The 25,687-nt window shown below is 58.7% G+C and carries 21 protein-coding genes; 13 read left to right on the top strand and 8 right to left on the bottom strand.

Translation table 11 applies throughout. The features are described from left to right. Window positions 1–21 precede the first annotated feature (21 nt). The 5 genes from tagF to AB1748_RS09845 all read right to left on the bottom strand — a co-directional run bounded on the left by tagF (window position 22) and on the right by AB1748_RS09845 (window position 6,370). Window positions 22–720: a type VI secretion system-associated protein TagF gene (gene tagF, locus AB1748_RS09825; RefSeq protein ID WP_111140240.1), complete on the bottom strand. Its 699-nt coding sequence runs from the start codon at window positions 718–720 to the stop codon at window positions 22–24. Window positions 721–727: 7 nt separating this feature from the next. Further along, window positions 728–2,848, bottom strand: coding sequence for a type VI secretion system membrane subunit TssM (gene tssM, locus AB1748_RS09830; RefSeq protein ID WP_111140239.1), 2,121 nt, complete (start codon window positions 2,846–2,848; stop codon window positions 728–730). After that, window positions 2,849–4,066 carry a type IVB secretion system protein IcmH/DotU gene (icmH, locus tag AB1748_RS09835; protein WP_111140238.1) on the bottom strand — a complete coding sequence of 406 codons (1,218 nt, stop codon included), beginning with the start codon at window positions 4,064–4,066 and terminating at the stop codon, window positions 2,849–2,851. A gap of 85 nt (window positions 4,067–4,151) precedes the next feature. Further along, window positions 4,152–4,643, bottom strand: coding sequence for an SH3 domain-containing protein (locus tag AB1748_RS09840; protein ID WP_367395428.1), 492 nt, complete (start codon window positions 4,641–4,643; stop codon window positions 4,152–4,154). 914 nt (window positions 4,644–5,557) lie between these two features. Continuing rightward, window positions 5,558–6,370: a DeoR/GlpR family DNA-binding transcription regulator gene (locus AB1748_RS09845; RefSeq protein WP_367395429.1), complete on the bottom strand. Its 813-nt coding sequence runs from the start codon at window positions 6,368–6,370 to the stop codon at window positions 5,558–5,560. Window positions 6,371–6,722: 352 nt separating this feature from the next. On the opposite strand from AB1748_RS09845, the gene AB1748_RS09850 reads away from it, so the two are divergent. The 7 genes from AB1748_RS09850 to AB1748_RS09880 all read left to right on the top strand — a co-directional run bounded on the left by AB1748_RS09850 (window position 6,723) and on the right by AB1748_RS09880 (window position 14,359). Beyond that, window positions 6,723–7,520 carry a GolD/DthD family dehydrogenase gene (locus AB1748_RS09850; protein ID WP_288478464.1) on the top strand — a complete coding sequence of 266 codons (798 nt, stop codon included), beginning with the start codon at window positions 6,723–6,725 and terminating at the stop codon, window positions 7,518–7,520. A 55-nt stretch (window positions 7,521–7,575) separates the two neighbouring features. Then, on the top strand, window positions 7,576–8,511 hold the full coding sequence (locus AB1748_RS09855; protein WP_111140234.1) for a D-ribose ABC transporter substrate-binding protein: 936 nt from the start codon (window positions 7,576–7,578) through the stop codon (window positions 8,509–8,511). Between the two features lie 45 nt (window positions 8,512–8,556). Next, window positions 8,557–9,168, top strand: a complete 612-nt coding sequence (locus AB1748_RS09860; RefSeq protein WP_367395430.1) for a DUF2291 family protein — start codon at window positions 8,557–8,559, stop codon at window positions 9,166–9,168. Between the two features lie 10 nt (window positions 9,169–9,178). Beyond that, a complete protein-coding gene (locus AB1748_RS09865; protein ID WP_367395431.1) occupies window positions 9,179–10,711 on the top strand; it encodes a sugar ABC transporter ATP-binding protein in 1,533 nt (510 codons plus the stop codon). A 163-nt stretch (window positions 10,712–10,874) separates the two neighbouring features. Then, on the top strand, window positions 10,875–11,942 hold the full coding sequence (locus AB1748_RS09870; RefSeq protein WP_293769780.1) for an ABC transporter permease: 1,068 nt from the start codon (window positions 10,875–10,877) through the stop codon (window positions 11,940–11,942). Window positions 11,943–11,953: 11 nt separating this feature from the next. After that, on the top strand, window positions 11,954–12,751 hold the full coding sequence (locus AB1748_RS09875) for an SDR family oxidoreductase (protein WP_111140230.1): 798 nt from the start codon (window positions 11,954–11,956) through the stop codon (window positions 12,749–12,751). Window positions 12,752–12,925: 174 nt separating this feature from the next. Next, window positions 12,926–14,359: a YchO/YchP family invasin gene (locus AB1748_RS09880; RefSeq protein WP_367396336.1), complete on the top strand. Its 1,434-nt coding sequence runs from the start codon at window positions 12,926–12,928 to the stop codon at window positions 14,357–14,359. Between the two features lie 136 nt (window positions 14,360–14,495). Here the strand turns inward: AB1748_RS09880 and AB1748_RS09885 are convergent, their stop codons facing one another. After that, a complete protein-coding gene (locus tag AB1748_RS09885; RefSeq protein ID WP_199560010.1) occupies window positions 14,496–14,696 on the bottom strand; it encodes a hypothetical protein in 201 nt (66 codons plus the stop codon). 87 nt (window positions 14,697–14,783) lie between these two features. Beyond that, window positions 14,784–15,266 carry a MarR family winged helix-turn-helix transcriptional regulator gene (locus AB1748_RS09890; RefSeq protein ID WP_111140228.1) on the bottom strand — a complete coding sequence of 161 codons (483 nt, stop codon included), beginning with the start codon at window positions 15,264–15,266 and terminating at the stop codon, window positions 14,784–14,786. A 658-nt stretch (window positions 15,267–15,924) separates the two neighbouring features. Between AB1748_RS09890 and AB1748_RS09895 the strand changes: the two genes are divergently transcribed. Next, window positions 15,925–17,496, top strand: coding sequence for a putative bifunctional diguanylate cyclase/phosphodiesterase (locus AB1748_RS09895; RefSeq protein ID WP_367395432.1), 1,572 nt, complete (start codon window positions 15,925–15,927; stop codon window positions 17,494–17,496). A gap of 48 nt (window positions 17,497–17,544) precedes the next feature. On the opposite strand, the gene AB1748_RS09900 is transcribed toward AB1748_RS09895, so the two are convergent. Continuing rightward, window positions 17,545–18,618 (bottom strand): porin, encoded by a 1,074-nt coding sequence (locus tag AB1748_RS09900; RefSeq protein ID WP_111142053.1) that lies wholly within the window; start codon window positions 18,616–18,618, stop codon window positions 17,545–17,547. A gap of 929 nt (window positions 18,619–19,547) precedes the next feature. On the opposite strand from AB1748_RS09900, the gene AB1748_RS09905 reads away from it, so the two are divergent. From AB1748_RS09905 to astE, 5 genes are read left to right on the top strand one after another with little or no spacing between them, the layout of a single operon-like run. Further along, on the top strand, window positions 19,548–20,768 hold the full coding sequence (locus AB1748_RS09905) for an aspartate aminotransferase family protein (protein WP_367395433.1): 1,221 nt from the start codon (window positions 19,548–19,550) through the stop codon (window positions 20,766–20,768). Further along, window positions 20,765–21,796, top strand: coding sequence for an arginine N-succinyltransferase (gene astA, locus AB1748_RS09910; protein ID WP_111142055.1), 1,032 nt, complete (start codon window positions 20,765–20,767; stop codon window positions 21,794–21,796). The genes AB1748_RS09905 and astA overlap by 4 nt, the downstream gene beginning before the upstream one ends. Then, entirely contained in the window at window positions 21,793–23,271 is a 1,479-nt protein-coding gene (gene astD / locus AB1748_RS09915; RefSeq protein WP_293769796.1) for a succinylglutamate-semialdehyde dehydrogenase, read from the top strand. The genes astA and astD overlap by 4 nt, the downstream gene beginning before the upstream one ends. Then, window positions 23,258–24,586, top strand: a complete 1,329-nt coding sequence (gene astB, locus AB1748_RS09920; RefSeq protein ID WP_111142057.1) for an N-succinylarginine dihydrolase — start codon at window positions 23,258–23,260, stop codon at window positions 24,584–24,586. The genes astD and astB overlap by 14 nt, the downstream gene beginning before the upstream one ends. A 50-nt stretch (window positions 24,587–24,636) precedes the next feature. Continuing rightward, window positions 24,637–25,632 (top strand): succinylglutamate desuccinylase, encoded by a 996-nt coding sequence (gene astE / locus AB1748_RS09925; protein ID WP_367395434.1) that lies wholly within the window; start codon window positions 24,637–24,639, stop codon window positions 25,630–25,632. The last annotated feature ends 55 nt before the right edge of the window (window positions 25,633–25,687 follow it).

Below are 25,687 nucleotides of genomic sequence, written 5' to 3' on the forward strand. Positions count from 1 at the left end.
AGACGGCAAACGCATCCGGCCTCACTCGAACATCGGAGGATAGAGGCCATTACGCCCCGGCTGTGAACCTGCAGCCGGGTTAAACAGTAACGAAAACAGTTGCGCTGTGAGGTTGCCGCTATGCTTGTGGGTCGCATGGGCAAAACCATCACTGCGGTTACTCCACCAGTAGCTCATATGCTGCTGTGGATCGAAACGTTCAGCCACTTCACGCCAGCTCAGCGTACAGGGCAGATCCTGAAAACCAATCACATCCATGATCTCGGACGGCTTCCGCGCGGGCACCATCAGCGGCGGCAGGGCCTGGATCTGCTGTTCCAGTTGCTCACCATTCAGTGGCGTCTGCACCGCCTGCAACAGCGTCGCGCCCAGGTCCTGAAACCAGTCGCCGGAGATGGTCAGCTGGGCAGGATGCCACTGCGCCAGCGAAAAACTGTGCAACGCCAGCAGCGGCCAGGCGCGCCCGACGCGGTCACAGGAGGGCAGTAAGCAGCCCATCTGTATCTGCGGCCGGGTCGCGGTCACCGGCAGAACAAAGTTCCACACCGGCGCGTGAAGAAAGTCCGCGCTGAAGGACCAGGCCTGCTGATGCCAGTGGATCAATCCCTGCTGAAACCAGTGATTCCACGGGCCGATCTGCTGCTCGCTCAGCCGGCGATGCAGAAAGTCACCGGTTGACGGCAGCTTGCCATACCAGCCGGGGGCCGTGTAAACCGCCATATTCACCTCACCATGACCCGTTGTGCGGGTTTGACTGCGGCGCCGGATGCGCGGGCGACACTGCCAGCACCGCTCCGTTCTGACCCGCAATGTTCAGATTTTCAGCCAGCTTGCGCATCATCAGGGCATTATCCCGCGCATAAGGCGACGACTGTATCTGCTGATCCAGCAGCTGGCTCAGATGCCAGTCGAGCTGTTGCAGGTCGCGGGCGCTGACCGTATCGGGCAGGCTTCGCTGTAAATTCTGCAGCAGCCAGGCCCGCAAAAACTCGCCATCATAATTGCGTGGCTGATAGAGCATCTGATAGGCGCGCAGCGCATTACGGCTGTAGGCATTATCGTCACCCGGATCGTTGCGCAGGATGTTTGTAATCTGCTGAGCGACACGGGGCAGCAGCAGAGACTTAAGCGCATTTTGATAAAGCACCCATGCGGCATCGCTGACCTGGCTGCCGCGATATAAGCCGGCCCGCATAGTAAGCGGCGGATTATCGAGAGAAAAACGTTCCGACAGCGGCAGCTTCACCAGGTTATTCAGAAAGGGTAGCAGATCAAAAATATTATCAGCAGGCTGATGAATCACCTGCTGACTCTGTGTGCGGATCGCCGGTATTCGCGCGGCGACCTGCTGCAGATAGTGCTGGTTCTGATAGTAGCTGAGGCTCCAGAGACCCGTGGCAATCAACAGAGCACCCGCCAGCACGCCATAGCCTATCCAGTGGAAGAGCTGATTACGGTACTCCCAGCGGCGGTTGCTGCCCGCCAGACCGCTCTCTTTGAAAATCAGATTGCTGAGCAGGTCACGAATAAAGAAGCTCTGGCCTTTGTTGCCAGGGATCGGGCTGTTGCGGTTCACGCTGTCCCAGGCGGCGATCGAGTGTTCCCCTGCCTGACGGAGTTGCAGTTTGCGGCTCAGTTCCCCCATGACCCGATCAAATGGCAGACCTTCCTGGGTGCCACTGGTGAAGAAGAGGCCACGCGGGCTCCAGGCAACCGCATCCTGATGATCAGAGAAGACGATATCCAGGTATTCGTTCAGCAGCGGACGCAGCGAGGCGAACTCCTGCGGAAAGAGAAAGCACTCAGCACGCTCGTTAAGGTCGCGTTCCTGCGTCATTTGCTCCGCCAGCTGCTCCTGAAGCTGCTGTTCCAGCCGCTGGAACTGCTGACCAAAATGGCGATGCCAGTCATCTTTATGTGGCTTAGCCGGTTCCCGGTTAAAGGTGAATCCCCAGATTGCGTCACGTCGTGCCTTATCAATCGCGCCGAAATAGCTCATGAAGCCTTTAAGCAAATCGGTTTTGGTTACCATCACATACACCGGGAAGTGAATGCCGGTCTGCTGATGCAGTTCCGCCATGCGCTCACGCAGCGCGCTGGCCTGGGCGAAGCGGGCTTCGGCAGAGTCACTCAGCAGGTCGGCCACGCTGATGGTCATGATGACGCCGTTAATCGGCTGGCGGGTACGGTAACGTTTGAGCAGGTTGATGAAGGTGTGCCACTCCGCCGCATCGCGCACGCGCTGGCTCTCCTGCAGCGCATAGCGACCGGCGGTGTCGATCAGGACCGCACTGTCCGTAAACCACCAGTCACAGTTACGGGTGCCGCCGACGCCGCGGATGGCCGTTTTGCCCAGCGTGTCGGTCAGCGGGAAGTCGAGCCCGGCGTTAAACAGCGCGGTCGTCTTGCCGGCACCCGGCGCACCCATGACCAGATACCAGGGCAGCTGATAGAGATAACTGGCGTTGATGCGCGACAGCAGGCTGCCGCTGTGACGACGGCCAAACTGGGTGCGCTTAAGCTGTAACACCGCTTCGCTGAAGCGCTGATTGAGTCGTTCTTCTGTGATCTGACGTTCTGCCGGATCGTCGTTGCCGCTTACTTCGAGCTGCGTCAGCAGGCGGCTGTTGAACCAGGCACGGTAAAGTGACGGAATCAGCTGGAACAGGATCCAGAGAAAGTAGAGAACGCTTACGGTAAGCTGGCGCGGCAGCACCGATTCCAGCGGGCGTGATTCGCCCCATGACCAGAAGGGTCCGAGCATCCAGACCAGGCAGCTCAGCGCCGTGACGCCAATAAAGCTCCACAGCAGACGATGCGTGAGCAGCAAACGAAGAGAAGCGCGCATTTATTGTGCTCCTTGATGATTACTGAGCGTTTCAGGCGCGGCAAACAGGGTGATTTCAACGCGGCGGTTACGTGTACGGTTTTCACTGCTGTCGTTAGGCAGGAGCGGATCGCTGTCGCCACGGCCCTCAGATCGCACCGTATGGCCGTCAGCCAGCTGAAGCTGCAGTAACTGGGTGATAGCGCGGGCCCGGGCAAAAGAAAATTCATAGCTGGAGGCAAAGCGGCTGTTATCCACCGGATGATCGTCGGTAAAGACCGAGACCAGAATGGTGCCTTTCACATCTTTCATGGCCGCGGAGACGCGGGCAATCAGCGCGCGGCCAACCGGGTTGATCACGGTGCCCTGTTCGGCAAAGAGTTTGTCGGCCGGGATGATCACTTTGCTGCCAAAGGCGCCGTCGCTGACTTCGAGCTGTCCGGCGGCAATGACATCGTTCAGGCGCTGGCGCAGATCGAGCAGTGCCTGCGGAGAAGAGGGACGGCGACCTGCAGTGATCTGCGGAAGCGGCATCTGATAGAGCGTGCGCAGCAGCGGTTCGGCAGCGTTGCCGAGTCGCCAGTTGAGGCCGCTGTAGATCAGGCAGCCGATTAGCGCGACCAGCATAGCGCAGGCCCAGAGCGGCACCATCGGGCGGGCGAGGGTGCTGACCAGCGGATGCACCTCCACCAGCGGTGGTTGCGGCGTCTGGCGCTGTGCACGCGTCTCATCAATCAGGATTTTCAGGCGTTTGCGGATGCCTTCGCACTGGATGCGGCCATTTTCACTGCCGCGATAACGGCCTTCATAGCCCAGCAGCAGGCAGTACTGCACTACCTCCAGCAGCCAGAGGTGCTGTTGCGGGCTTTGTGAAATGCGTGAGAGCAGCTGGAAGAATTTTTCGCCGCCCCAGCTTTCGTTGTGAAAGGTGACCAGCATGCCGTTGCCTGACCAGACGCCACGCGTGCCCCAGGGGGTTTGTGCCGCCGCTTCATCCAGCGCGCTACAGATGCAGTAACGTGCGCCGATAATCATTTCAAACGGCAGCCCGGCCTGTTTGCAGCGTTGTTCAAACTGGCGGATTTCATCGATCAGCGACTGGCGCAGCCCTGCAGGGTCGTCATGCGTGGCTGCCTGACGAATCTGCACCACCGCGTTCAGCAGTGGCGCGGCAGCCTGCAGTAAGAGATTCTCATTGCCTGAGGGAGGCGCTTCACGCGCCGGAGATTCCACAGTCATTAATTCGTGATCTTCCAGCCAATGGCAAATCCCTGTACCCGCAGACCGGGACAGTGCTGCGGGCAATATGCGCCGGATTTCATAATCAGTCTAAGATCCAGGTCGCGGTATCGTTCGTCCGACAGGCTTTGCTGGCGCCGCCCACGGCGACACAGACTTGTTTCGCTTTGCGCGGACGGGGGCGATCGCTCTGCAGGGTGGCATCGTAGCGGCTACTTTCCACGCCCGCTTTTAACGGAACATAACCAATTAACGGGCCATCGGCCTGGTCAGCAATCGCCAGCCAGTTGTGTTCGACGTTACCTAATACTTCAAAAGGTTTACCCGTTTCGAGATAGCGGACGACTTTGCCGCCGTAGTCAGGCGAGGTCATGACGGAGGCGCCATAGAGTGCGCGCCAGGTCTGGTTGACCGGTTCGAATTCCGTCGGTGCCGCGACAACGTGTCGATGGACCAGTTTGACGCCGTTAATTTCGCTGGTGACCAGCGTATCATCTGTAACGGGCGGCGGCGGGGCCTTACAGCCTGCCAGGGTAAGCACCGCCAGCAGCGTTAACGCAAGACTCTTTTTCACCATGTTCCTCGTGATCTCATCAAAGTATCTGCATATTGCCAGGCCCGATGCAGGAGACGCTGTTTATCGCGCCGCATCGTGCCGAAATTCTGTAAAAGAAAAAGGTCAGATTACATCAGGATAGTAACGCGATTAGTCTACCTAAGACTTTTGAGAATTCAAACCATTGCACCTGTTGTGAATGCGTGATAGCGGGCACTTTGGCGGCGGGTTTCGGGGTAAGAAAAGCGCCAGCGAATGCGATAGTTAAAGCGAACTGAATGATCGCAGGGACAAACTTGTTCTTAACAGTGTTATGCATTCTGACATGCAATGGATTCAATTGGAAACTATTAAGATTTTCTAATAACTTTCTGGTGAAAAATTTTATCGATTTGAGTTATGAATCTCATAAAAATCAGAATTTACGCGCCTGTTCTGGCCCCCTGTTTTCCAGATAACGGCACGTCTTTTGCTTTAACGGCGTTTTAATGGCGGGGTGAGGTGGATGGGTGAGGCGCGGGCGGGAAGCGCGGTTAAGTGCGCGGAAAGCGCGGCGCATCGTGCAGAAAAGACCCGCCTGATCGCAAAGGAGTCCCGCCTCCCTGCGGATCGGGCTCGCCATCCCTGGCTCGCACGCTGTGCTCTTCAGGCGGGCCTTTCCTGCCCGCTCGGCGACGGTGCGGAGTTTTGCCGGTTGCGAGTTTGGGGGCGTGCGGTTAAGTGAGCGGTGAGCGCGGGAAGCGCGGTGCGTCGTGCCGGAAAGACCCGCCTGATCGCAAAGGAGTCCCGCTTCCCTGCGGATCGGGCTCGCCATCCCTGGCTCGCACGCTGTGCTTTCAGGCGGGCCTTTCCTGCCCGCGTGGCGGCGGTGAGGAGTTTTGCCGGTTGCGGCTTTGGGGGTGTACAGTTTTCGCTTCCGCCCCGATCGCCGGTTACTACATTGCCCGCTTCAGCGGCAGAGGTGCCACCAGCACCTTCACGCCCAGTGCTTCAAACGCTTTTACCTGTGCGGCACTGATGCCGCTGTCGGTGATCAGGTAGTGGATGTTGCTCCAGTCACACGGCATCGCAAACATGGAAACCTTGTCGATTTTGCTGGAGTCCGCGACCACATAAACCGTACTGGCGGAGTTGATCATCGCCATTTTAACCTTGATGTCGGTTTCACTCGGAAAGCTCAGCCCCAGGCGCGGTGAGATGCAGGCCGTGGCCAGAAAGAGTTTTTCGGCCAGCACATTTTCGAAGAAGCTGGCGGCTTTTTCACCGGAGGTGGAAAGCGTCGGGAATTTAAAGGTGCCGCCGGTCAGCAGGATATTGATCCCCGGCTCGCCGCCCAGTTTCAGGGCGATATTGACCGCCGTCGTGACCACAGAGAGGCGGCGGATATGGCTGATGGCATCCGTGATCGCCGTGGTGGTGGTGCCGGAATCAAAAATCACCGTATCACCATTTTCGATATGCTGCGCCGCCAGCCGGCCAATCGCCTCTTTCTCTTCCAGATGCGTCTGCCGCTCCAGCAGCATCGCGCCGGTGTTCTGCTTACCCGTCATCAGCGTTGCACCACCGTGGTAGCGCTGCACAAAGCCCTGTTTTTGCAGCATACGCAGGTCGCTGCGTAACGTCGCTTCGGTCAGCCCGAAGGTTTCCGTCAGCGCCTTGACCGTCACCGTGCCATCTTCACGGATCATCTCCAGGATTTTCTCGCGGCGTTGCTGCATATCAGCGAACTGCTCACTTTTGCTTTTCAATCGAAATGCTCCCTTTTCCAATCATCTGTCGGGTCGGGCAAATAACCTCTACGGAGCTGAGTTTAACGCGCCGTTTTTGCGAATGCGAGATGGCCGGAGAGGGCTTTCATTTTCGAACGAAAATAAAAAACAGTCAGGCTATTGAATCTCTCACGCTTTTCTGATTGCAGGCGGCAGACTTTATTTGCTTACTGGAAGCCAGATCACGTCTTTTCAACCAGATAAGCCGGGCAGGAAAGCAGATGGTTGAAATTTGATCTGCCCCACACAACGTTTCTTTTCGATAGCATATATTTTTGTTCGAAAATGATTGAATCACTGGCGGCAGCAAAAATCTGAGGGAGAGAGTGGGATGAGTGGTGAATATGACGTAAACCTGCGCTACGGCGTGGATACCGCAATGAATCTGGCCGACAAAGTGGCGGTCGTGACCGGCGGGCTGGGCGGCATCGCCATGGCGACGAATGGGATGTTGCTGGAGAAGGGCGCGCGTCTCGCACTGCTCTATCCGCCGTTTGAGGCGGAGAAGGTCGCCAGCCTGCAGGCGGAATTCGACGCCGGGCAGGTGCAGTTTATTTGCTGCGACGTCACCGATCCCGCGTCAGTGGAGGCGGCATTCGAGGCGGTGATTTCCCACTACGGCCGGATCGACATACTGGTGAACTGTGCGGGCTACGTGATGCTGCAGCCGGTCGTAGAGACCGACTTCGCCGAATGGCAGAAGCAGATTGCGGTGAATCTTACCGGCCCGTTTCTCTGTTCGCAGGCGGCGGCGCGGCTGATGATCCGGGCGGGCGCGGGCGGCAAAATCATTAATATCGCCTCGCAGGCGGCCTCTATCGCGATTGATAACCACGTCGCTTACACCTCTGCCAAGGCGGGCCTGCTGGGCATGACCAAAGTGATGGCCAAAGAGTTTGCGCCGCACCGGATCAACGTGAATACCCTGTCGCCTACCGTCGTGCTGACACCGATGGGCGAGAAAGCCTGGCGCGGCGAGAAGGGGGAGCAGATGAAAAAACTGATCCCGCTGGGTCGCTTTGCCTACACCGATGAGATCGCCGCCGCCGTACTGTTTTTCGCCAGCAACGGCAGCGACATGATCACCGGCGCGGATTTAATGATCGATGGTGGCTTTACCATCTGGTAAGGCCGACTCAACACCCGGGAACCCATACCCTGCCATAACGATAAGAGAGAACATCATGAAAAACCGTACCCTGCTGTGTAGTGCCGTGACTGCCTGTCTGCTGTCTCAGGCGGCGTTTGCCGCTGAAAAGGGCACCATTATGATTCTGGTTAACTCCCTCGATAACCCTTATTACGCCTCTGAAGCCAAAGGCGCCAACCTCAAAGCGCAGGAGCTGGGCTACAAAACTACGGTGCTGTCGCACGGCGAAGATGTAAAAAAACAGAGTGAACTGATCGACGCGGCCATCGGTAAGAAAGTGCAGGGTATCGTGCTGGACAACGCCGACTCCACCGCCAGCGTCGCGGCGATTAAAAAGGCGAAAGATGCCGGTATTCCGGTGGTGCTGATCAACCGTGAAATCCCGGTAGATGATGTGGCGCTGGCGCAGATCACCCACAACAACTTCCAGGCAGGCTCTGATGTGGCTAACGTCTTTGTGGAGAAGATGGGTGAAAAGGGTAAGTACGCCGAACTCGCCTGTAACCTGGCAGACAATAACTGTGTAACCCGCTCGAAGTCATTCCACCAGGTGCTGGATCAGTACCCGGACATGCAGAGCGTGGCGCGTCAGGATGCCAAAGGCACCCTGATCGACGGCAAGCGCATCATGGACAGCATCCTGCAGGCGCACCCGGACGTCAAAGGGGTGATCTGCGGCAATGGCCCGGTTGCGCTGGGCGCGATTGCGGCGCTGAAAGCCGCTGGCCGGAATGACGTTATCGTAGTGGGCATCGATGGCAGCAATGATGAGCGCGATGCGGTTAAAGCGGGCACGCTGAAAGCTACGGTTATGCTGCAGGCGCAGGCCATCGCCGCCGAAGGGGTGACCGATCTCGATAATTTCATCCAGAAGGGCGTGAAGCCGGAAAAACAGCGGGTGATGTTCCGCGGCATTCTGATTACCCCGGAAAACGCCAAAGGCGTACAGGACTTCAACTATAAGTCGTAATTAACCGCTGTCGCGCCTGCGCAAGCGGGCGCCAGGGAGAAGAAGATGTCCCGAAGAGTCTGGCTGTCGCTGGTGGTCATGCTGTTAAGCGGCTGCAAAATTGTGTCGCAGCAGGAGCTGGCTGACCTGAAAAACCCCCCCAATCCGAAAATGGCTGACATCGACCAGCTCTGGCAACAGAAGCTGGTGCCGCAGATTCAGGCGGAGGCCCGGCCATTGGCGACGCTGATGACGTCGCTGAAGTCTGCCAAAGATTTTGACACCGCCTGTCAGCAGTATGGCTATCGCAGTCAGGCGGAGAATCCCTGTGTGTTCAGCGTCTCGGTGCAGGGTGACGTGACGGCAATCAACACCACGTCACGCAGCGGAAAGATGACCGTGAAGGATGAATCAGGTGACAGTGTCACTATTCAGACCGGCCCGATCATTCGCGGTACGGCGTTGCGGGATGCTTATCGGGGCGCAAGCTATCAGGATTTCAACGATCAGGTGCTGTTTGGCGACTATGGCAAGGCCATTAATCAGCATGCCTCCGGCCTGATGCAGCAGTTCGCGCCCAAAGTGGGCGACAAGGTAAAGGTCACGGGTGTGTTCAGCAGCTGGGACATTCCGCAGCAGCTGCCGGATATCACGCCGGCCGCGATTACCCGGCAATAAGGAGCGGCAGATGCAGAGTTCTCAACCGCAGCACGCTGATGATGTGATTATCGAAACGCGCAATGTGTCGCGTCTCTATCCCGGCGTCACGGCGCTCGATCAGGTCAATTACCGGGTCTACCGCAACAAAGTGAATGTCCTGATCGGGGAGAACGGCGCGGGTAAATCCACCATGATGAAGATGCTGGCCGGGGTGGAGACGCCCTCGTCCGGCGAGATCCTGCTGGATGGCAGGGTGGTGTCGCTGAACTCCACCCATCAGGCGGAAAAGCACGGGATCAGCATTATTTTTCAGGAGCTGAACCTGTTTCCCAACATGAACGTGATGGACAACATTTTTATCGCCAACGAATTCTTTCAGCGCGGCGTGATCAATGAAAAGTATCAGTACGCGCTGGCGAAGTCGCTGCTGGAGCGGCTGCAGCTGGATGTCGATCCCTATGCACAGCTGGGCGAGCTGGGTATTGGTCATCAGCAGCTGGTAGAGATCGCCCGGGCGCTGTCGAAGGATACCCGGGTGCTGATCATGGATGAGCCTACCAGCGCCCTGAGTCAGTCAGAAGTCAAAGTGCTGTTCAGCGTCATCGACCATCTGAAACGGCGCGGCGTCACCATCATCTACATCTCTCACCGGCTGGAAGAGCTGATGGAGATTGGCGATCACATCACCATTTTTCGCGACGGCCGCTTTATCAGCGAGCGCGAAGTACGCGACGCCAGCGTGCCGTGGATCATCGCCCGGATGGTGGGCGACAAGAAAAAGCAGTTCGACTATCAGCCTGCACCCCAGGGCGAAACGGTGCTGGAGGTCGAGGGCCTGACCGCGCTGCACCAGAACGGGGGCTACAAACTCAACGATGTCACCTTCACGCTGCGCAAGGGGGAGGTGATTGGCATCTATGGCCTGCTGGGGGCCGGACGCACCGAGCTGTTCAAGGGACTGATTGGGCTGATGCCCTGTCAGTCGGGGCAGGTCCGGCTGGCGGGCAGCGATCTGGCAAAGCGCAACTTTCAGCAGCGCCTGAAAAGCGGGCTTGCGCTGGTGCCCGAAGATCGCAAGGGCGAAGGGGTGATTGAGCTGATGTCGATCACCGCCAACATGACGCTTTCCGACTTCAGCCTGCGCGGGTTTCGCCGGGCGCTGGGGCGGCTGCATCCGGGCCGGGAGCAGCAGCGGGTCAGCGAAATGATTGGTCATCTGGCGATCAAGGTCAGCGATCCCGAACTGCCCGTGACGTCGCTGAGCGGCGGTAACCAGCAGAAGGTGGTGCTGGGTAAGGCGCTGATGACCGGGCCACAGGTGGTTCTGCTGGATGAACCGACGCGCGGGATCGACGTCGGCGCGAAAACCGATGTCTATCACCTGATCGGGAATCTGGCGCAGCAGGGACTGGCAGTGATGTTCTCCTCCTCCGAGCTGGATGAGGTGATGGCGCTGGCGGACCGTATTCTGGTCATGGCGGATGGCCGGATTACGGCCGATCTGCCACGAGCAGCAGCGACACGGGAACAGCTGATCGCCGCCTCTACCCCACAGGATTAAGAGCCTGTCTCATGAGGCTATTTTATTTGTCAGTCTGCGCCAGGGCCGTGTTCACCCTCCTCACGTACTGCCTGTACGTCGGGTTGCGGTGCGCGGTGCCTGCCCGGACTGTCTGCAACCACTATGCCTGGTGGGCCAGGCACTACGCTGGCCGGAGAATGTCATGAATCAACAATATCTGCTCTATATGTATCTGCTCAAGGCACGCACCTTTATTGCGTTGCTGATTGTGGTCGCCTTTTTCAGCGTGATGGTGCCGAACTTTCTGACCCCTTCGAACCTGCTGATTATGACGCAGCATGTGGCGATCACCGGCCTGCTGGCGATTGGGATGACGCTGGTGATCCTGACCGGTGGCATCGATCTTTCGGTCGGCGCGGTCGCCGGGATCTGCGGCATGGTCGCGGGTGCGCTGCTGACCAACGGCATTCCGCTGTGGGGCGGCAACACGCTGTTCCTCAACGTGCCCGAGGTGATTCTGGTGGTGGCGATCTTTGGCGTGCTGGTGGGGCTGGTTAACGGCACCGTGATCACCCGACTGGGCGTGGCCCCCTTTATCTGTACGCTGGGCATGATGTATGTGGCGCGTGGCGCGGCCCTGCTGTTCAACGATGGCGGCACCTACGCTAACCTGGTCGGACTGCCGGCGCTGGGCAACACCGGTTTTGCCGTACTGGGCTCCGGTACTCTCCTGGGCGTCTATCTGCCGATCTGGCTGATGCTCGGCTTTCTGCTGCTCGGTCTCTATCTGACGCGCAAAACCCCGCTGGGACGCTATATCTATGCCATCGGCGGCAACGAGTCCGCCGCGCGGCTGGCAGGCGTGCCGATTATCAAGGTGAAGATCTTTGTCTACGCCTTCTCCGGCCTCTGTGCAGGCCTGGTCGGGCTGGTGGTCGCCTCTCAGCTTCAGACCGCGCACCCGATGACCGGCAACATGTTTGAGATGGACGCCATTGGTGCCACCGTTCTGGGCGGCACGGCGCTGGCGGGCGGCCGCGGGCGGGTTTCAGGCTCGATCATTGGTGCGTTCGTTATCGTCTTCCTGGCGGATGGCATGGTGATGATGGGGGTCAGCGACTTCTGGCAGATGGTGATTAAAGGTCTGGTGATCGTGACAGCGGTGGTGATCGACCAGTTCCAGCAGCGTCTGCAAAGCAAAGTGGTGCTGTTGCGTCGCCATGAAAAAAAGCAGCAGGCGGTTTCCCTCACTGATGTCCGTCACAGTTAACAGGAGCGATTATGAGCCACGAACAACCTGAAAAAATCGTCGTGATCACCGGCGCCTGCCGGGGCATCGGAGCCGGCATTGCGGCGCGCTTCGCCCGCGACGGGGCGAAGCTGGTGATGGTCTCGAATGATGACCGGGTCTTCAGCACCGCCGACCAGCTTCAGCAGCACTATGGCAGTGAGATACTGGCCCTGCAGGTCGATGTCACCGATGAAACCGCCGTGCAGCAGCTCTATCAGCAGGCGTTTGCGCGCTTTGGCCGGATCGACGTGTCGATACAGAATGCCGGGGTGATCACTATCGATCGCTTTGACACGATGCCGAAAAGCGATTTCGAGCGCATCCTGGCAGTGAATACCACGGGGGTCTGGCTCTGCTGCCGTGAGGCGGCGAAGTATATGGTGCAGCAGCGCAGCGGCAGCCTGATCAACACCTCCTCCGGCCAGGGGCGGCAGGGCTTTATCTACACGCCGCACTACGCCGCCAGCAAGATGGGTGTGATCGGGATTACCCAGAGTCTGGCGCTGGAGCTGGCACCGTGGAACATCACGGTCAACGCCTTCTGTCCGGGCATCATTGAGAGTGAGATGTGGGACTATAACGATCGCGTCTGGGGCGAGATCCTCAGCAGCGGGGAGAAAACCTATGGCAAAGGGGAGCTGATGGCTGAGTGGGTTAATAACATCCCGCTGAAACGGGCCGGTCAGCCGGAGGATGTCGCCGGGCTGGTCGCATTTCTGGCCTCCGATGACGCACGCTACATCACCGGCCAGACAATCAACGTCGATGGCGGGTTAATCTTCTCCTGATCCGCTGTATCCCCAGCAGGCCTGCCCGTGGGCAGGCTTTTTTTTTGCCAGACTTTTCTGGTATATGCACAAAATGGCGCGGCTGTCCTGCATCACCATCACAATATGTTAAGGTAATAGTCAATGTTTTTGACTTTTTATCGCAGCTACAGACAGATCAATGTGCCGGGTGACATGATACGGAAAACAGGGGTTTACGCTTTTATTGCGCTGTCGCTGACTGCCACGCAGAGCGTCCGCGCGATACAGACTGAAACGCGGGTGTCAGAGACACCCTTCGATGATCCTGCGCGCTACAGTGCGTCGCTGCCGACGCTGGGCAGCGTGAGCGATCAGGATGAAGAGTGGAGTAAAAAGCTGGCCGCCGTTGCCAAAAGTATCGGCGAGGCGAGCAACAACAGCGACAGCGATGTCACGTTTGGCCAGCAGGCGGGCGTCTGGGCGTTCAATCATCTGCGCGATGAAGTGGCCGGGCGGATCGAGAGCGAAGGGCAGTCGCTGCTTTCCCCTTACGGAATGGCGCAGCTGGATCTTAACGTGGACATGGACGGCAACTTCACCGGCACCGGCGGCGATCTCTTCAGCGCCCTGGCCGATGAGAACAGCCTGCTGACCTTCAGCCAGCTGGGTCTGCACGATACCGAGAACGGGCTGGTGGGCAGTGCGGGTCTGGGGCAGCGCTGGGAAGCCGGCAACTGGCTGCTGGGCTACAACGGGTTTGTCGATCGGATCTTCAGCAGTGGTCTGCAGCGGGCCTCGGTGGGAACGGAGGCCTGGAGCGACGCGATGCGGCTTTCGGCTAACTACTATCAGCCGCTTTCCGGCTGGAAAAACCTCAGCAGTTCACAGCAGCAGCGCATGGCGCGCGGCTATGACATTACCAGCCAGAGTTACCTGCCTTTCTATCGCCAGCTGGGCATGTCGGTCAGCTATCAGCAATATCTGGGGGATAATGTCGATCTGTTTAACAGCGGCAACCGCTATCACAATCCTTCCGCCATGTCGTTCGGCCTCTCTTACACGCCGGTGCCGCTGGTGACGCTCTCCGCGACCCACAAAACCAGCAGCGCCGGTGAAAGCCAGGACCAGCTGGGGCTGAAACTTAACTACCGGTTCGGCGTGGCGCTGAGCCGTCAGCTCGACGCCGCGAACGTCGCCGAAGCGCACTCGCTGCGTGGCAGCCGCTACGATACCGTCACCCGCAACACGACGCCGGTGCTCGCCTTCCGCCAGCGTAAAACCCTGTCAGTCTTCCTGGCGACGCCGCCCTGGCAGTTAAGCAGCGGCGAGAGCCTGCCGCTGAAGTTACAGGTGCGCGCCAGCAACGCCATCAAAGCCGTCAGCTGGCAGGGCGACACCCAGGCGCTGAGCCTGACGCCACCGGCGAATAACGCCGATCCGCACGGCTGGAGTGTGATCCTGCCGCAGTGGGATCCGTCGCCGGACGCCAGCAACGAATATCGCCTGTCGGTGACGCTGGAGGACAGTAAGCAGCAGCGGGTCACCTCAAACTGGATCACGCTGAAGGTCGAGCCACCGATGCCGATGGATGCGTCGCCGCAGAGCGATCGCTTTGATTTGATGGCCCCCGCCGGAGCCGCTCTGTAGAGGGTGACGCAGTGCGGAGAGGCGCAAACGTGAGTGAACAGAGAAGGGGCAGCAATGGCGGAAGCGTGCGACCAGCCCGGAGGCACATCCCGCCGGGCAGCTCAGCGGGCGCGGAAAAGCTGCCCGTCTGCGAGGGTCAGTTCACCAGGCTTTTCACAATATGAATGGCTCTGGCGTAAAGCTCCCTCTGACCATTGACGGCGTGGGCTTCCTTATTTTTCAGAAAGGCGATGATATCCCGGATGCCTGCCGTCTGACCTGACTGCAGCAGGCTGGCGACCGCGTGCCCGACGACGGCATGAACATCATCCATATCTACCGGTTTATTGCTGCTCAAAAGAGACTCCAGGGCAACGGTTTTGCTGAACAGCCGCTGAACCGATCCGCCTCGGGCGATTCCGCCCGGTCAGCTCATCAGCCACACTCATGGCAGTGCCCTGAGCAGTTTTTCGCGCAGCATAGCGACCCGGGCCGTCAGTTCACTCAATTCGCTGCAGGCAGTATCCATCACAGAGACCATGTCTGCCGGGACGCCCGCTGCCGTGACTTTGAGCTGATGGCCCTGTTCCGTCAGCGAGACGATCACCCGGCGCTCATCCTTTGCGGTGTCACGCTGGCGGCAGAGAATACCGGCGCTTTCAAGCCGTCTCAGAAGCTGACTGAGTGTGCCGGAATCAAGCCGGACGCGGGCGCCAATTTCTGACACGGTCAGGCCATCTTTTTCCCATAGCACCAGCAGCACCAGATATTGCGGATAGGTCAGTCCCAGCGGCTTCAGCCGTGACTGATAGAGCTTCGTCATCGCGTGTGAGGCGGAATAGAGGGCAAAGCAGAGAAACTGGTCGATGGTTTCTGGTGCCGCACTGGCGGAAGACGTCTCAGCGATCCCCGCGGTTTCATTATTCATATTATTTCTCAGATGAGTCAGGGGCAGAACGGCCAGACTACGGACATTTTCGGTCGTGAAGTCGTGTGCATTTTCCGGATCGGGTCGAAGGTAACAGTCTCTCTTTGCAGAGATGAAACATCAGGCTTTCAGGCGCTGGCGCGGCGGAAAGGAAAGCCCTTAGCGGTAAGCCCGGCTGAAACTGCAGACAGTATTGAGTCAAACTAAATTGATGTCAATCTGACTGGCGGCGATCCCGCGAGGGCCATCTGCAGGGCCGCCTTGCCGCTTCGGTTTGCCTGCCAGATTTCAGCTTTTTACCCAGCCGCTGACGCGGTGCTGCCCTTGTCAAATTACGCGTGCCCGACGGCAGGCGTCGCCGTTCCCGGCGCCGAAAAGTCGTCGCAGTGCACAAATTTAATAAGATGGGCCTGTTAATCCGGCCGCCGCTGCCGATAGAACATTCATCGTTATGAATGCGGTGACCTGCAAGCGGCTGGCTGGCGCATGATGCTCGCCTGCGCATCGGGACGGGTAAGAACCATGATTTCTGACAGCAGAGTGCGTGGAGGGGTAATCATCGTCGGCCACTGAGCAGACAATCTATAAAAAAAACGCCCCGGTTTTTACTGATAACCAAAAGAGAATTCTGACACTTTTCAACACCGGGAATGAACGCATGCGCCTGAAACTTTTCTGGCTCGCAGTGCTGAATATTGCGACCATCATTTTACTCTCCACGCTGTGGGAGTTCGGGCTTGAGGGTTGGCTTTTCAGGCTGCTGGGTCTGAGCTATGACTCGAATTTTGAAACCAGCGAGCGACTGCGGTTTATCCTGACCTCTTCCTCGTTTGCCCTGCTGGCGATGATCATTCCGGCGTTGCTGATCGCCAGTCTGATCCGCAAAACGCTGAATGCGAAAAAAAACGCGCTCAGGCTGGCCGGCACCGATGCCCTGACGGGGGTAATGAACCGCCGATCGTTCAGTGCCCATCTCGCGGCGCTCGACGCCAGCGGCACGCCCTATACCCTGACGCTGCTCGATATCAATGAATTCAAGATTATCAACGATCTTAACGGTCATCTTCAGGGCGATACCACGCTGATCGCGCTGGCTAACCTGTTGACCGCCTTCGCCAGTACGGAGAGCGAGGTGTTTCGCATTGGCGGCGATGAGTTTGCCCTGGTCACGGCTCACTTTACGCCTGAACAGGCGTCGGCGGCTGCCGAAAAGCTGTGCCAGCGCGCGAACGCAATTCGGACCGGTCCGCACACCAGCCTCAGTCTCTCTGTGGGCATTGCCAGCTCAGCCTGCACAGCTCAGGCCGATGTGGTCCGGGCGGCCGATCTGGCGCTCCAGGAGGCCAAGTGCAATAAGCGGTCGCATCTGGCGCAATTCTCACCGGACATGGAGCGACGCTTTCGCCAGCGGGAGAAGATGGAGCAGGAGGTGGTGGCCGCCGTCAGCGGTCACGCCATCGTTCCCTTTCTGCAGCCGCTGGTGTCGCTGCGCACCGGCAACATCACCGGTTTTGAGATCCTGGCGCGCTGGATCACCGCATCGGGTCAGTCGGTTTCTCCCGCTGAGTTTCTGCCTGTGGTCGAGCGGCTGGGGCTGATGGACAGCCTGACCGTGGCGCTGCTGCAGGATGCAGTCAGTGCCACCCGTTCATGGCCCGCCGGACTCTGCCTGTCGCTGAATATTACGCCGGAACAGCTGCTGAGACCGGCGCTGACTGGCTGTCTCTCCCGCATCATGCAGCACGCCGGACCGGTAATGCTGGAACTGGAGATCACGGAACAGAATGTCATGGATATCTCCGACGATGCCCGCCAGGCGATTCGCCTGCTGAAAGAGGACGGCATCGGGGTGGTGCTGGATGATTTCGGCACGGGCTATTCGAATCTTTCCGCACTGCTGGGGCTGGGCATCACCAAGATCAAGATTGACCAGTCGTTCGTCGCGGGCATCGTGAATGGGGTAGAGCAGCGAAAAGTGGTTGAGATGCTGCTGATGCTCTGTCAGGGGCTGAATGTGGTGATCACGGCGGAGGGAATTGAGGATGTGGCCACGCTGCGGTGGCTGAGAAAGCGCGGCTGCGATTACGGACAGGGCTACCTCTTCAGTCGCCCGGTGCCTGCCGGGCAGGCCACCACGCTGCTGGCCTCCGCGAATATGGAGGAGCTGATGCAGGAGTCGGTGGCCGTGAGCTTAGTCAGGTCGCCAGGCGAAAGGCCGCCTGCGGCCTGAACCTGCATCAGGCCGGCCCGGTAATCCGAACCGGCTCTCCGTTTCATATCAGAACTGGTAAATCAGGCCCAGCGCGGTGATGTCGTCGGTTGCCAGACCGAGCGGGTTTTTCTCTTTCAGCAGGTTGATACGGTATTCACCATACACCGACATGTTCTTGTTAAAGTAGTAGGTTGCGCCGACCGCAGTGTATTTAACGATGTCAGCATCGCCGATATTCTCGATCTCTTTGCCTTTCGACGAGACGTAGCCCACCGAAGGACGGAAACCGTTCAGGAACTGATACTGCGCTACCGCTTCAACGTTCTGCGCTTTATTCGCGAAGCCGCCGGTGATCGGCGTGGCGTTCAGGGTTTCCCCGTACATCGCCGCCAGATAAACCTGGTTCGCATCATATTTCACCGAGGTCGCCCAGTGCTGCGCTTTTTCGCCTTCACCGCGTGCGGCCGTGTTCTGCGTGGTGGTGCGATCCAGGCTGGCGAACGCGCCGGCAAAACTCAGGCCGAAATCGAAGTCGTAAGAGGCGGAGAGGGCGAAGCCATCGCCGTTGGAGCGACGGACACCGTCCGTATTGCTGCTGCGATCGTTTTTGCCCTGATACTGCGCGGCCAGATTTAAGCCCTGAACCAGACCAAAGAAGTCGCTGTTACGCCAGGTCAGTACACCGGTCGAGCGGCCAGAGAGGAAGGCATCGGTATAGCCGGAGTCGCCGCCGAAGAATGGCAGCATATCGGTGTAACTCAGCACGTCATAGACCAGGCCGTAGTTGCGACCGTAGTCCAGTGAACCCGCTTCGCCAAACTTCAGGCCCGCATAGCCCAGACGGGTACGGTTGCCGGTCTGCGCGTCACTGCCTTCGGAGTTGCGGAGGCTGTACTGATACTGCCAGAAGCCATAGCCGGTCAGCTGATCGTTGATTTTAGTTTCACCCTTGAAACCCAGGCGGGAATAGGAAGAGGTATCACCGTCATTTTTCACATCGTCAGAAAAGAGATGGGAGACGTTGATCTTGCCAACCAGATCCAGCTTATTGCCATCCTTGTTATAAATCTCTGCCGCCTGGGCGGAGGCGAGACCGAGCAGTAACGGCATCACAGCCGCCAGTAAAGTACGCTTCATCATTTTATTATTACCCTGTCCTGATTCATTATTATTATCCCCTGATAGGGGCGCAACGAAAGTGCCATAAAACCGGAAAATTACAAAGCGCAATATACGTAACAAAATGTGATGTCTATATTCACTGTACAGATAATAGCAAGATAAAGCCGATAGCCTGCAAAGGTAATAATATTTTCTTCTGACTGGTTTTTTTAGTTTACTAATAAAAAGTGATTTAAATTCAATTTCTTGAATTATTTTACGGAATGGATTTTAATCTGGGTTGTCTGTTTTTAAACCACTGAATTCACCAGCCTGATTAAATTTAATTTATGGCAGGGGAATGAAAATTTATGGCTTAAGCTCTAACCATTAGCCTGCGTATTAATTTCTTTTCATCAATTTTTAAATAACGCTTCCTGTCAGAATAATCACGCTGGAAATAGTCCGCATCCATCCGGGTGGAATAATCTGCCGTTGTTTAAAAAAACGCCGTAAAGTGTCTCTTAATTAAACAGCGCGTGCCGCAATAAGCGAAAATGCTTTGTTAAATCTCACCGGATCACGGAGATCGGTCTGCTCAGCGGGTGCGATCGCCGCTGCACCGTTACGAGGCAACGCGCGCCAGAACAGGGCGAAAAATGGGTTTTTTCGGAGGGATAGTTTATCAGCGATCACAAAAGCGATATTTCATCCCGTATTTGCATAATTCCGCTATTTAAAAACCGGCCGTGGCGCTGCGCTAAGATAATTATTCACTATATATGCAAATTAAGTGAATAGTGGTGCTATGTAACTCATTGATATTTCGTTATCACTCCCGTTTTATGCACAAATTCTCTGGCTGGCACGCTAAGTGCAAATTACAGTAGGACAGCATTACAACATCCCTTAACAATTTTAAAACAAAAGCTTTACCAGACCGGTAAGGCCAGGCAGGAGAATGGGTTATGGCACTGCACGTTTCACGTCACGATTTCGACCAATGGATGATGCCGGTTTATGCGCCTGCGACTTTTATACCGGTTCGCGCAGAGGGCTCTACCGTCTGGGATCAGAACGGCAAAGACTACATCGATTTTGCTGGCGGCATTGCGGTCAATGCGTTGGGACATGCGCATCCGGCGTTACAGCAGGCGTTGCAGGAGCAGGCGGCCCGTCTGTGGCATACCGGTAATGGTTACACCAACGAACCCATTCTCCGGCTGGCGAAGCAGTTAATCGATGCCACCTTTGCGGACCGGGTCTTCTTCTGCAACTCCGGCGCAGAAGCGAACGAAGCGGCACTGAAGCTGGCGCGTAAAGTGGCGCACGACCGTGTCGGCCCGCATAAAAGCGGCATCGTGGCGTTTAAAAACGCGTTTCATGGCCGCACCCTGTTCACCGTCTCAGCCGGCGGTCAGCCTGCCTATTCAAAAGATTTTGCCCCGCTGCCGCCCGAGATCCAGCATGCGCCGTTCAACGATCTGGCTGCGGCAGCCGATCTGATCAATGACCATACCTGCGCCGTGATCGTGGAGCCGATTCAGGGTGAGGGTGGCGTACTGCCTGCCGATCCGGCGTTTCTGCGCGGTCTGCGCGAACTCTGCGACAGACATCAGGCTGTACTGATTTTTGATGAGGTGCAGAGCGGGGTCGGCCGCACCGGGTCGCTCTATGCCTATATGCACTATGGTGTCACGCCGGATGTGCTTACCAGCGCCAAAGCGCTGGGCGGGGGCTTCCCGATTGGTGCGATGCTGACACGCCAAGATCTGGCGAACGTCATGGGCGTCGGCACACACGGCACGACCTACGGCGGCAACCCGCTGGCCGGTGCGGTGGCCGGAAAAGTGATGGAGCTGATCAATCAGCCCGAGGTGATGGCGGGCGTCACGCAGCGTCACCAGTGGATTGTCTCGGCGCTGAACGAGATCAATCAGCGCCTGAACCTGTTTAAAGAGGTGCGCGGCCTTGGCCTGCTGATTGGCGCCGTTTTGAGCGATGAGTTCGCCGGTAAAGCGAAAGCGATCAACCTTGCCGCCGCAGAAATGGGCGTGATGGTCCTGATCGCGGGTGCCAACGTCGTACGCTTTGCCCCGGCGCTGAACATCAGCGAGCAGGAAGTGAAGCTGGGCATGGCACGCTTTGCGGAAACCTGTGAGCGTCTGGTGCGGGGATCGGCATCATGATGGTAATCCGTCCGGTTGAACGCGATGACCTGAGCCAGCTGATGGCGCTGGCCGGTAAAACGGGGGGCGGGCTGACCTCGCTGCCCGCCGACAGTGCAACGTTACAGGCGCGTATCGAGCGGTCGCTGCAGACCTGGGAGGGCACGCTGCCGCGTGCAGAGCAGGGCTACGTTTTTGTGCTGGCCGACAGCGAAGATAACCGCGCCATCGGCATCTGCGCCATTGAGGTGGCGGTCGGACTGCAGGATCCCTGGTATAACTTCCGGGTCGGCACTCAGGTTCACGCCTCGAAAGAGCTGAATGTTTACGCGGCGCTGCCCACGCTGTCGCTGAGTAACGATCATACCGGCAGCAGTGAGCTTTGCACACTGTTCCTTGATCCCGACTACCGTGACGGTAAAAACGGTCATCTGCTGTCGAAGTCCCGCTTCCTGTTTATGGCCAGTTTCCGCGAGCGTTTCACCGATCGGGTCGTGGCCGAAATGCGTGGCGTCAGCGATGAGCAGGGTCATTCGCCGTTCTGGGAGAGCGTCGGCAGCCGCTTCTTTTCAATGGAGTTCAGCAAGGCCGATTTCCTGAGCGGCACCGGCCAGAAAGCCTTTATCGCGGAGCTGATGCCGAAGCATCCGCTCTATATCGACTACCTGACACCGGACGCCCAGGCGGTTATCGGACAGGTGCATCCGCAGACCGCGCCTGCCCGGGCAGTACTGGAAGCGGAAGGTTTCCGCTACCTCAACTATGTCGATATCTTCGATGGTGGCCCGACGCTGGAGTGCGATATCGATCATATCCGCGCCGTGCGCAAGAGCCGCCTGCGCCGCGCCGAACGCGGTGAAAACCCGGTGGATGCGCCGCTCTGCCTGGTGGCTAATCAACATTATCATCAGTTCCGCGTGGCGCTGATCGCGGCAAAAGCCGACAGCGACAGCGTATCACTGACGGATGAACAGATGCGGGCGCTGCACTGCCAGCCGGGCGACAGCCTGCGCGTGGTCACGCTCTGCAAAGAGGAGAAAACAGCATGACGCACCTGATTAAGGGAGAGTGGCTGAGCGGCGACGCTGAGCGGATGACGAAAACGGATCCGGTCAGCGGTGAAATGCTGTGGCAGGGCCATGCGGCGTCGGCCGCCCAGGTCAGCGCCGCCTGTGATGCGGCACGCGCCGCTTTTCCGGCCTGGGCCAGACGGCCCCTGGCAGAGCGGCAGGCCATCATCGAACAGTTTGCGGCCCGGCTGGAAGCGAATAAAACTGAAATGGCAGAAATCATCGCCCGCGAAACCGGCAAGCCGCGCTGGGAAGCTCTGACCGAAGTGGGTGCGATGATCAACAAAATCGGCTTTTCAGTAAAGGCGTACCATAGCCGCACCGGTGAGCAGCATGAGGGTGAAAGCTCGCTGCGGCATCGTCCCCACGGCGTGCTGGCAGTGTTCGGTCCCTATAACTTCCCCGGACATCTGCCCAACGGCCATATCGTACCGGCGCTGCTGGCGGGTAACTGCGTGGTGTTTAAACCCAGCGAACTTACGCCGCTGACGGCCGAAAAAACCGCTGAACTCTGGCTGGCCGCGGGCCTGCCTGCGGGCGTGCTGGCGCTGTTACAGGGGGGGCGTGAAACCGGTCAGGCGCTCGCGACCTGCGATCAAATCGACGGCCTCCTGTTTACCGGCAGCGCGCATACCGGCTATCAGCTGCATCGTCAGTTTGCCGGTCAGCCTGAGAAGATGCTGGCGCTGGAGATGGGCGGCAACAACGCCCTGATTGTGGAGGATCCGGCCGATCGGGATGCGGCGGTCAACATTACGCTGCAGTCCGCCTTTATTACCGCCGGGCAGCGCTGCACCTGCGCGCGCCGTCTGCTGGTGAAACGGGGTGCGGCAGGCGACGCCTTCCTGCAACGTCTGGTCGAGGTCGCAGGAAGGCTGCAACCGGCCGCCTGGAACGCCGAGCCGCAGCCGTTTATGGGCAGCGTCATCTCCACCGGCGCGGCAGAGAAGATTATGGCGGAGTGGCAGCGGCGGGTAGCGGCGGGCGGCAAGGTGCTGCTGGCGATGCGCTGGCCGGATCGCCAGCGCGCCATTCTGACGCCGGGCATCATCGACTTAACCGGTGTGCAGGAGATTCCGGATGAAGAGGTCTTTGGGCCACTGCTTGGCGTGATGCGCTATGACACCTTCGACGAGGCGATCGCGCTGGCAAACCAGACCCGTTACGGGCTGTCGTGCGGATTGATCTCCCCTGAGCGTGCGCAGTTTGAACGGCTGCTGCTGGAGGCGCGCGCCGGGATCGTTAACTGGAACAAACCGCTGACCGGAGCCGCCAGTACCGCGCCGTTTGGCGGGGTGGGTGCGTCGGGCAACCATCGTGCCAGCGCCTGGTACGCGGCGGACTACTGCGCCTGGCCGATGGCCTCGCTGGAGACCCCGGATCTGACGCTGCCCGCCACGCTGTCGCCGGGACTGGATTTCTCTTTGCAGGAGACGCCGCATGAAGGCCACTGAAGCCAATTTCGATGGACTGGTGGGCCTGACCCATCACTATGCCGGGCTGTCGTTTGGTAATGAAGCCTCGACCCGCAATCAGCTGCAGCCGTCGAATCCCCGTCTGGCCGCAAAGCAGGGGCTGCTGAAGATGAAGGCGCTGGCCGATATGGGCTTTGTGCAGGGGGTGATCCCGCCGCACGAGCGGCCCAATATCGCGGTGCTGCGTCAGCTTGGGTTTGGCGGCAGCGATGAGCAGGTGCTGGCCGCCGCCGGAAAAAGCGCGCCGGGCCTGCTCTCTGTGGCCAGTTCCGCCTCCGCAATGTGGGTCGCCAATGCGGCGACTGTCTCCCCCTCAGCAGACAGTCTCGATGGCCGGGTTCACCTGACGGTAGCGAACCTCAACAACAAGTTTCACCGTGCGATAGAAGCGCCGGAAACGGCTGCTCTGCTGCGGTCCATTTTCCGCGACGACCGCCATTTCAGCGTGCATGATGCGTTGCCGCAGGTGGCGCTGTTTGGCGATGAAGGGGCGGCGAATCACAACCGGCTGGGCAGCGACTACGGTGAGCGCGGCGTTCAGCTGTTCATCTACGGACGCGACGGCAGCCATGAGGGCAAGGCACCGCAGCGTTATCCGGCCCGGCAGACCCGTGAAGCCAGCGAAGCGGTCGCCCGGCTGCATCAGCTTTCACCCGACAGCGTGCTGTTTGCGCAGCAGAATCCGGCGGTGATCGATCAGGGCGTCTTCCATAACGACGTGATTGCGGTCAGTAACCAGCAGATGCTCTTCTGTCACCAGCACGCCTTTGTGGATCAGCCCGCGCTGCTGGCCCGGCTTCGGGCGTGTGTTCCGGGTTTTGTGGCGCTGGAGGTGCCGGAGAACCGGGTGTCGGTGAAAGAGGCGGTGGAAACCTATCTGTTTAACAGTCAGCTCCTGACCCATCCCGACGGCAGCATGATGCTGGTGCTGCCGGAAGAGTCACGCCAGCATGAGGGCGTCTGGCGCTACCTGTGTGAACAGGTCGAAGGAGATACGCCACTCAGCGCCCTGAAGGTCTTTGACCTGCGGGAAAGCATGTACAACGGCGGTGGCCCGGCCTGCCTGCGACTGCGCGTCGTGCTGACGCCCGAGGAGCGGCAGGCGGTGAATCCGGCGGTGCTGATGAACGATCGGCTTTTCACCACGCTGAATGAGTGGGTGGATCGCCACTATCGCGATCGTCTGACGCAGGCCGACCTGATTGACCCGCAGCTGCTGCGCGAGGGACGCGACGCGCTGGATGAGCTGACGAAGCTGCTAGACTTAGGAAATGTGTATGCATTTCAGCAGTGAAGGCGGTGGCGGCAGCGGCCGCCACCTGCTCATCGCGAACAGGAGGAACGATGCAGGACTTTTTACAGCAGACGCTCTCCGGCGAAGCGCCGCATCAGCGCAGGGGTGAAACGGCGCATCTTCGCTGGCAGTGGTTGTATCACGGCATCCTGATTCTGGAGCCGATCGAACCGGTGAATCAGGCAATGGTGCTCTCCGCCGGTATTCATGGTAACGAGACCGCACCGGTTGAAATCGTCAGCAGGCTGGTTAATGCGCTGCTGCGGGGCGAAAAGCCACTGCGGCAACGCCTGCTGGTGATTCTGGGAAATCCCTCTGCGCTGCGCACCGGTAAACGCTATGTGCGTTATGACATTAACCGGCTCTTTGGCGGGCGCTGGCAGCAGATCGATGACTGCGATGAGGCGCGGCGCGTGCTGCGGCTGGAGCAGACGCTGGAGACGTTCTGGCAGCAGGGCGCGTGTGATGAGACGCGCTGGCATCTTGATATGCACACGGCGATTCGCGGCTCCTGGCACACGCAGTTTGGCGTGATGCCGCACAGCGAACGGCCCTGGCCGCCCGAATTTCTTAGCTGGCTGGCGGCGGCCGGTCTGGAAGCCCTGGTGTTTCACCGCGCGCCAGGCGGCACCTTTACCCATTTCAGCTGCGAGCATTTTGGTGCCGCCAGCTGCACGCTGGAGCTGGGTAAAGCACTGCCGTTCGGTGAAAACGATCTCAGTCAGTTCCGCGCGGCAGAGCAGGCGCTGGCGGCACTGCTTTATGGCGAGCCGATGCCTGCCGTGTCGGCCAGCCCGCGCCACTACCGGGTGGTGCAGCAGATTACCCGCTTAAGCGAACATTTCAGGCTGCACATGTCGCCGGAAACGCTGAACTTCACCGCCTTCCCGCAGGGAACCCTGCTGGCAGAGGATGGCGATAAACGGTACTACGTGCAGCAGGCGCGGGAGTATGTGCTGTTCCCGAATCCCAGCGTGGCTGCCGGACTGCGCGCCGGGCTTATGCTGATAGAGGAGGGCGAACAGACTCAGGCACTGCCGCTCTGAGGCCGGATCGCCCCGGTCGGGTGGATCAGCCTGAAAAAACCGGCAGGAAAGCGGC

The sequence above is a fragment of the Pantoea sp. Ep11b genome (genome assembly GCF_040783975.1).
Lineage (GTDB): Bacteria > Pseudomonadota > Gammaproteobacteria > Enterobacterales > Enterobacteriaceae > Pantoea.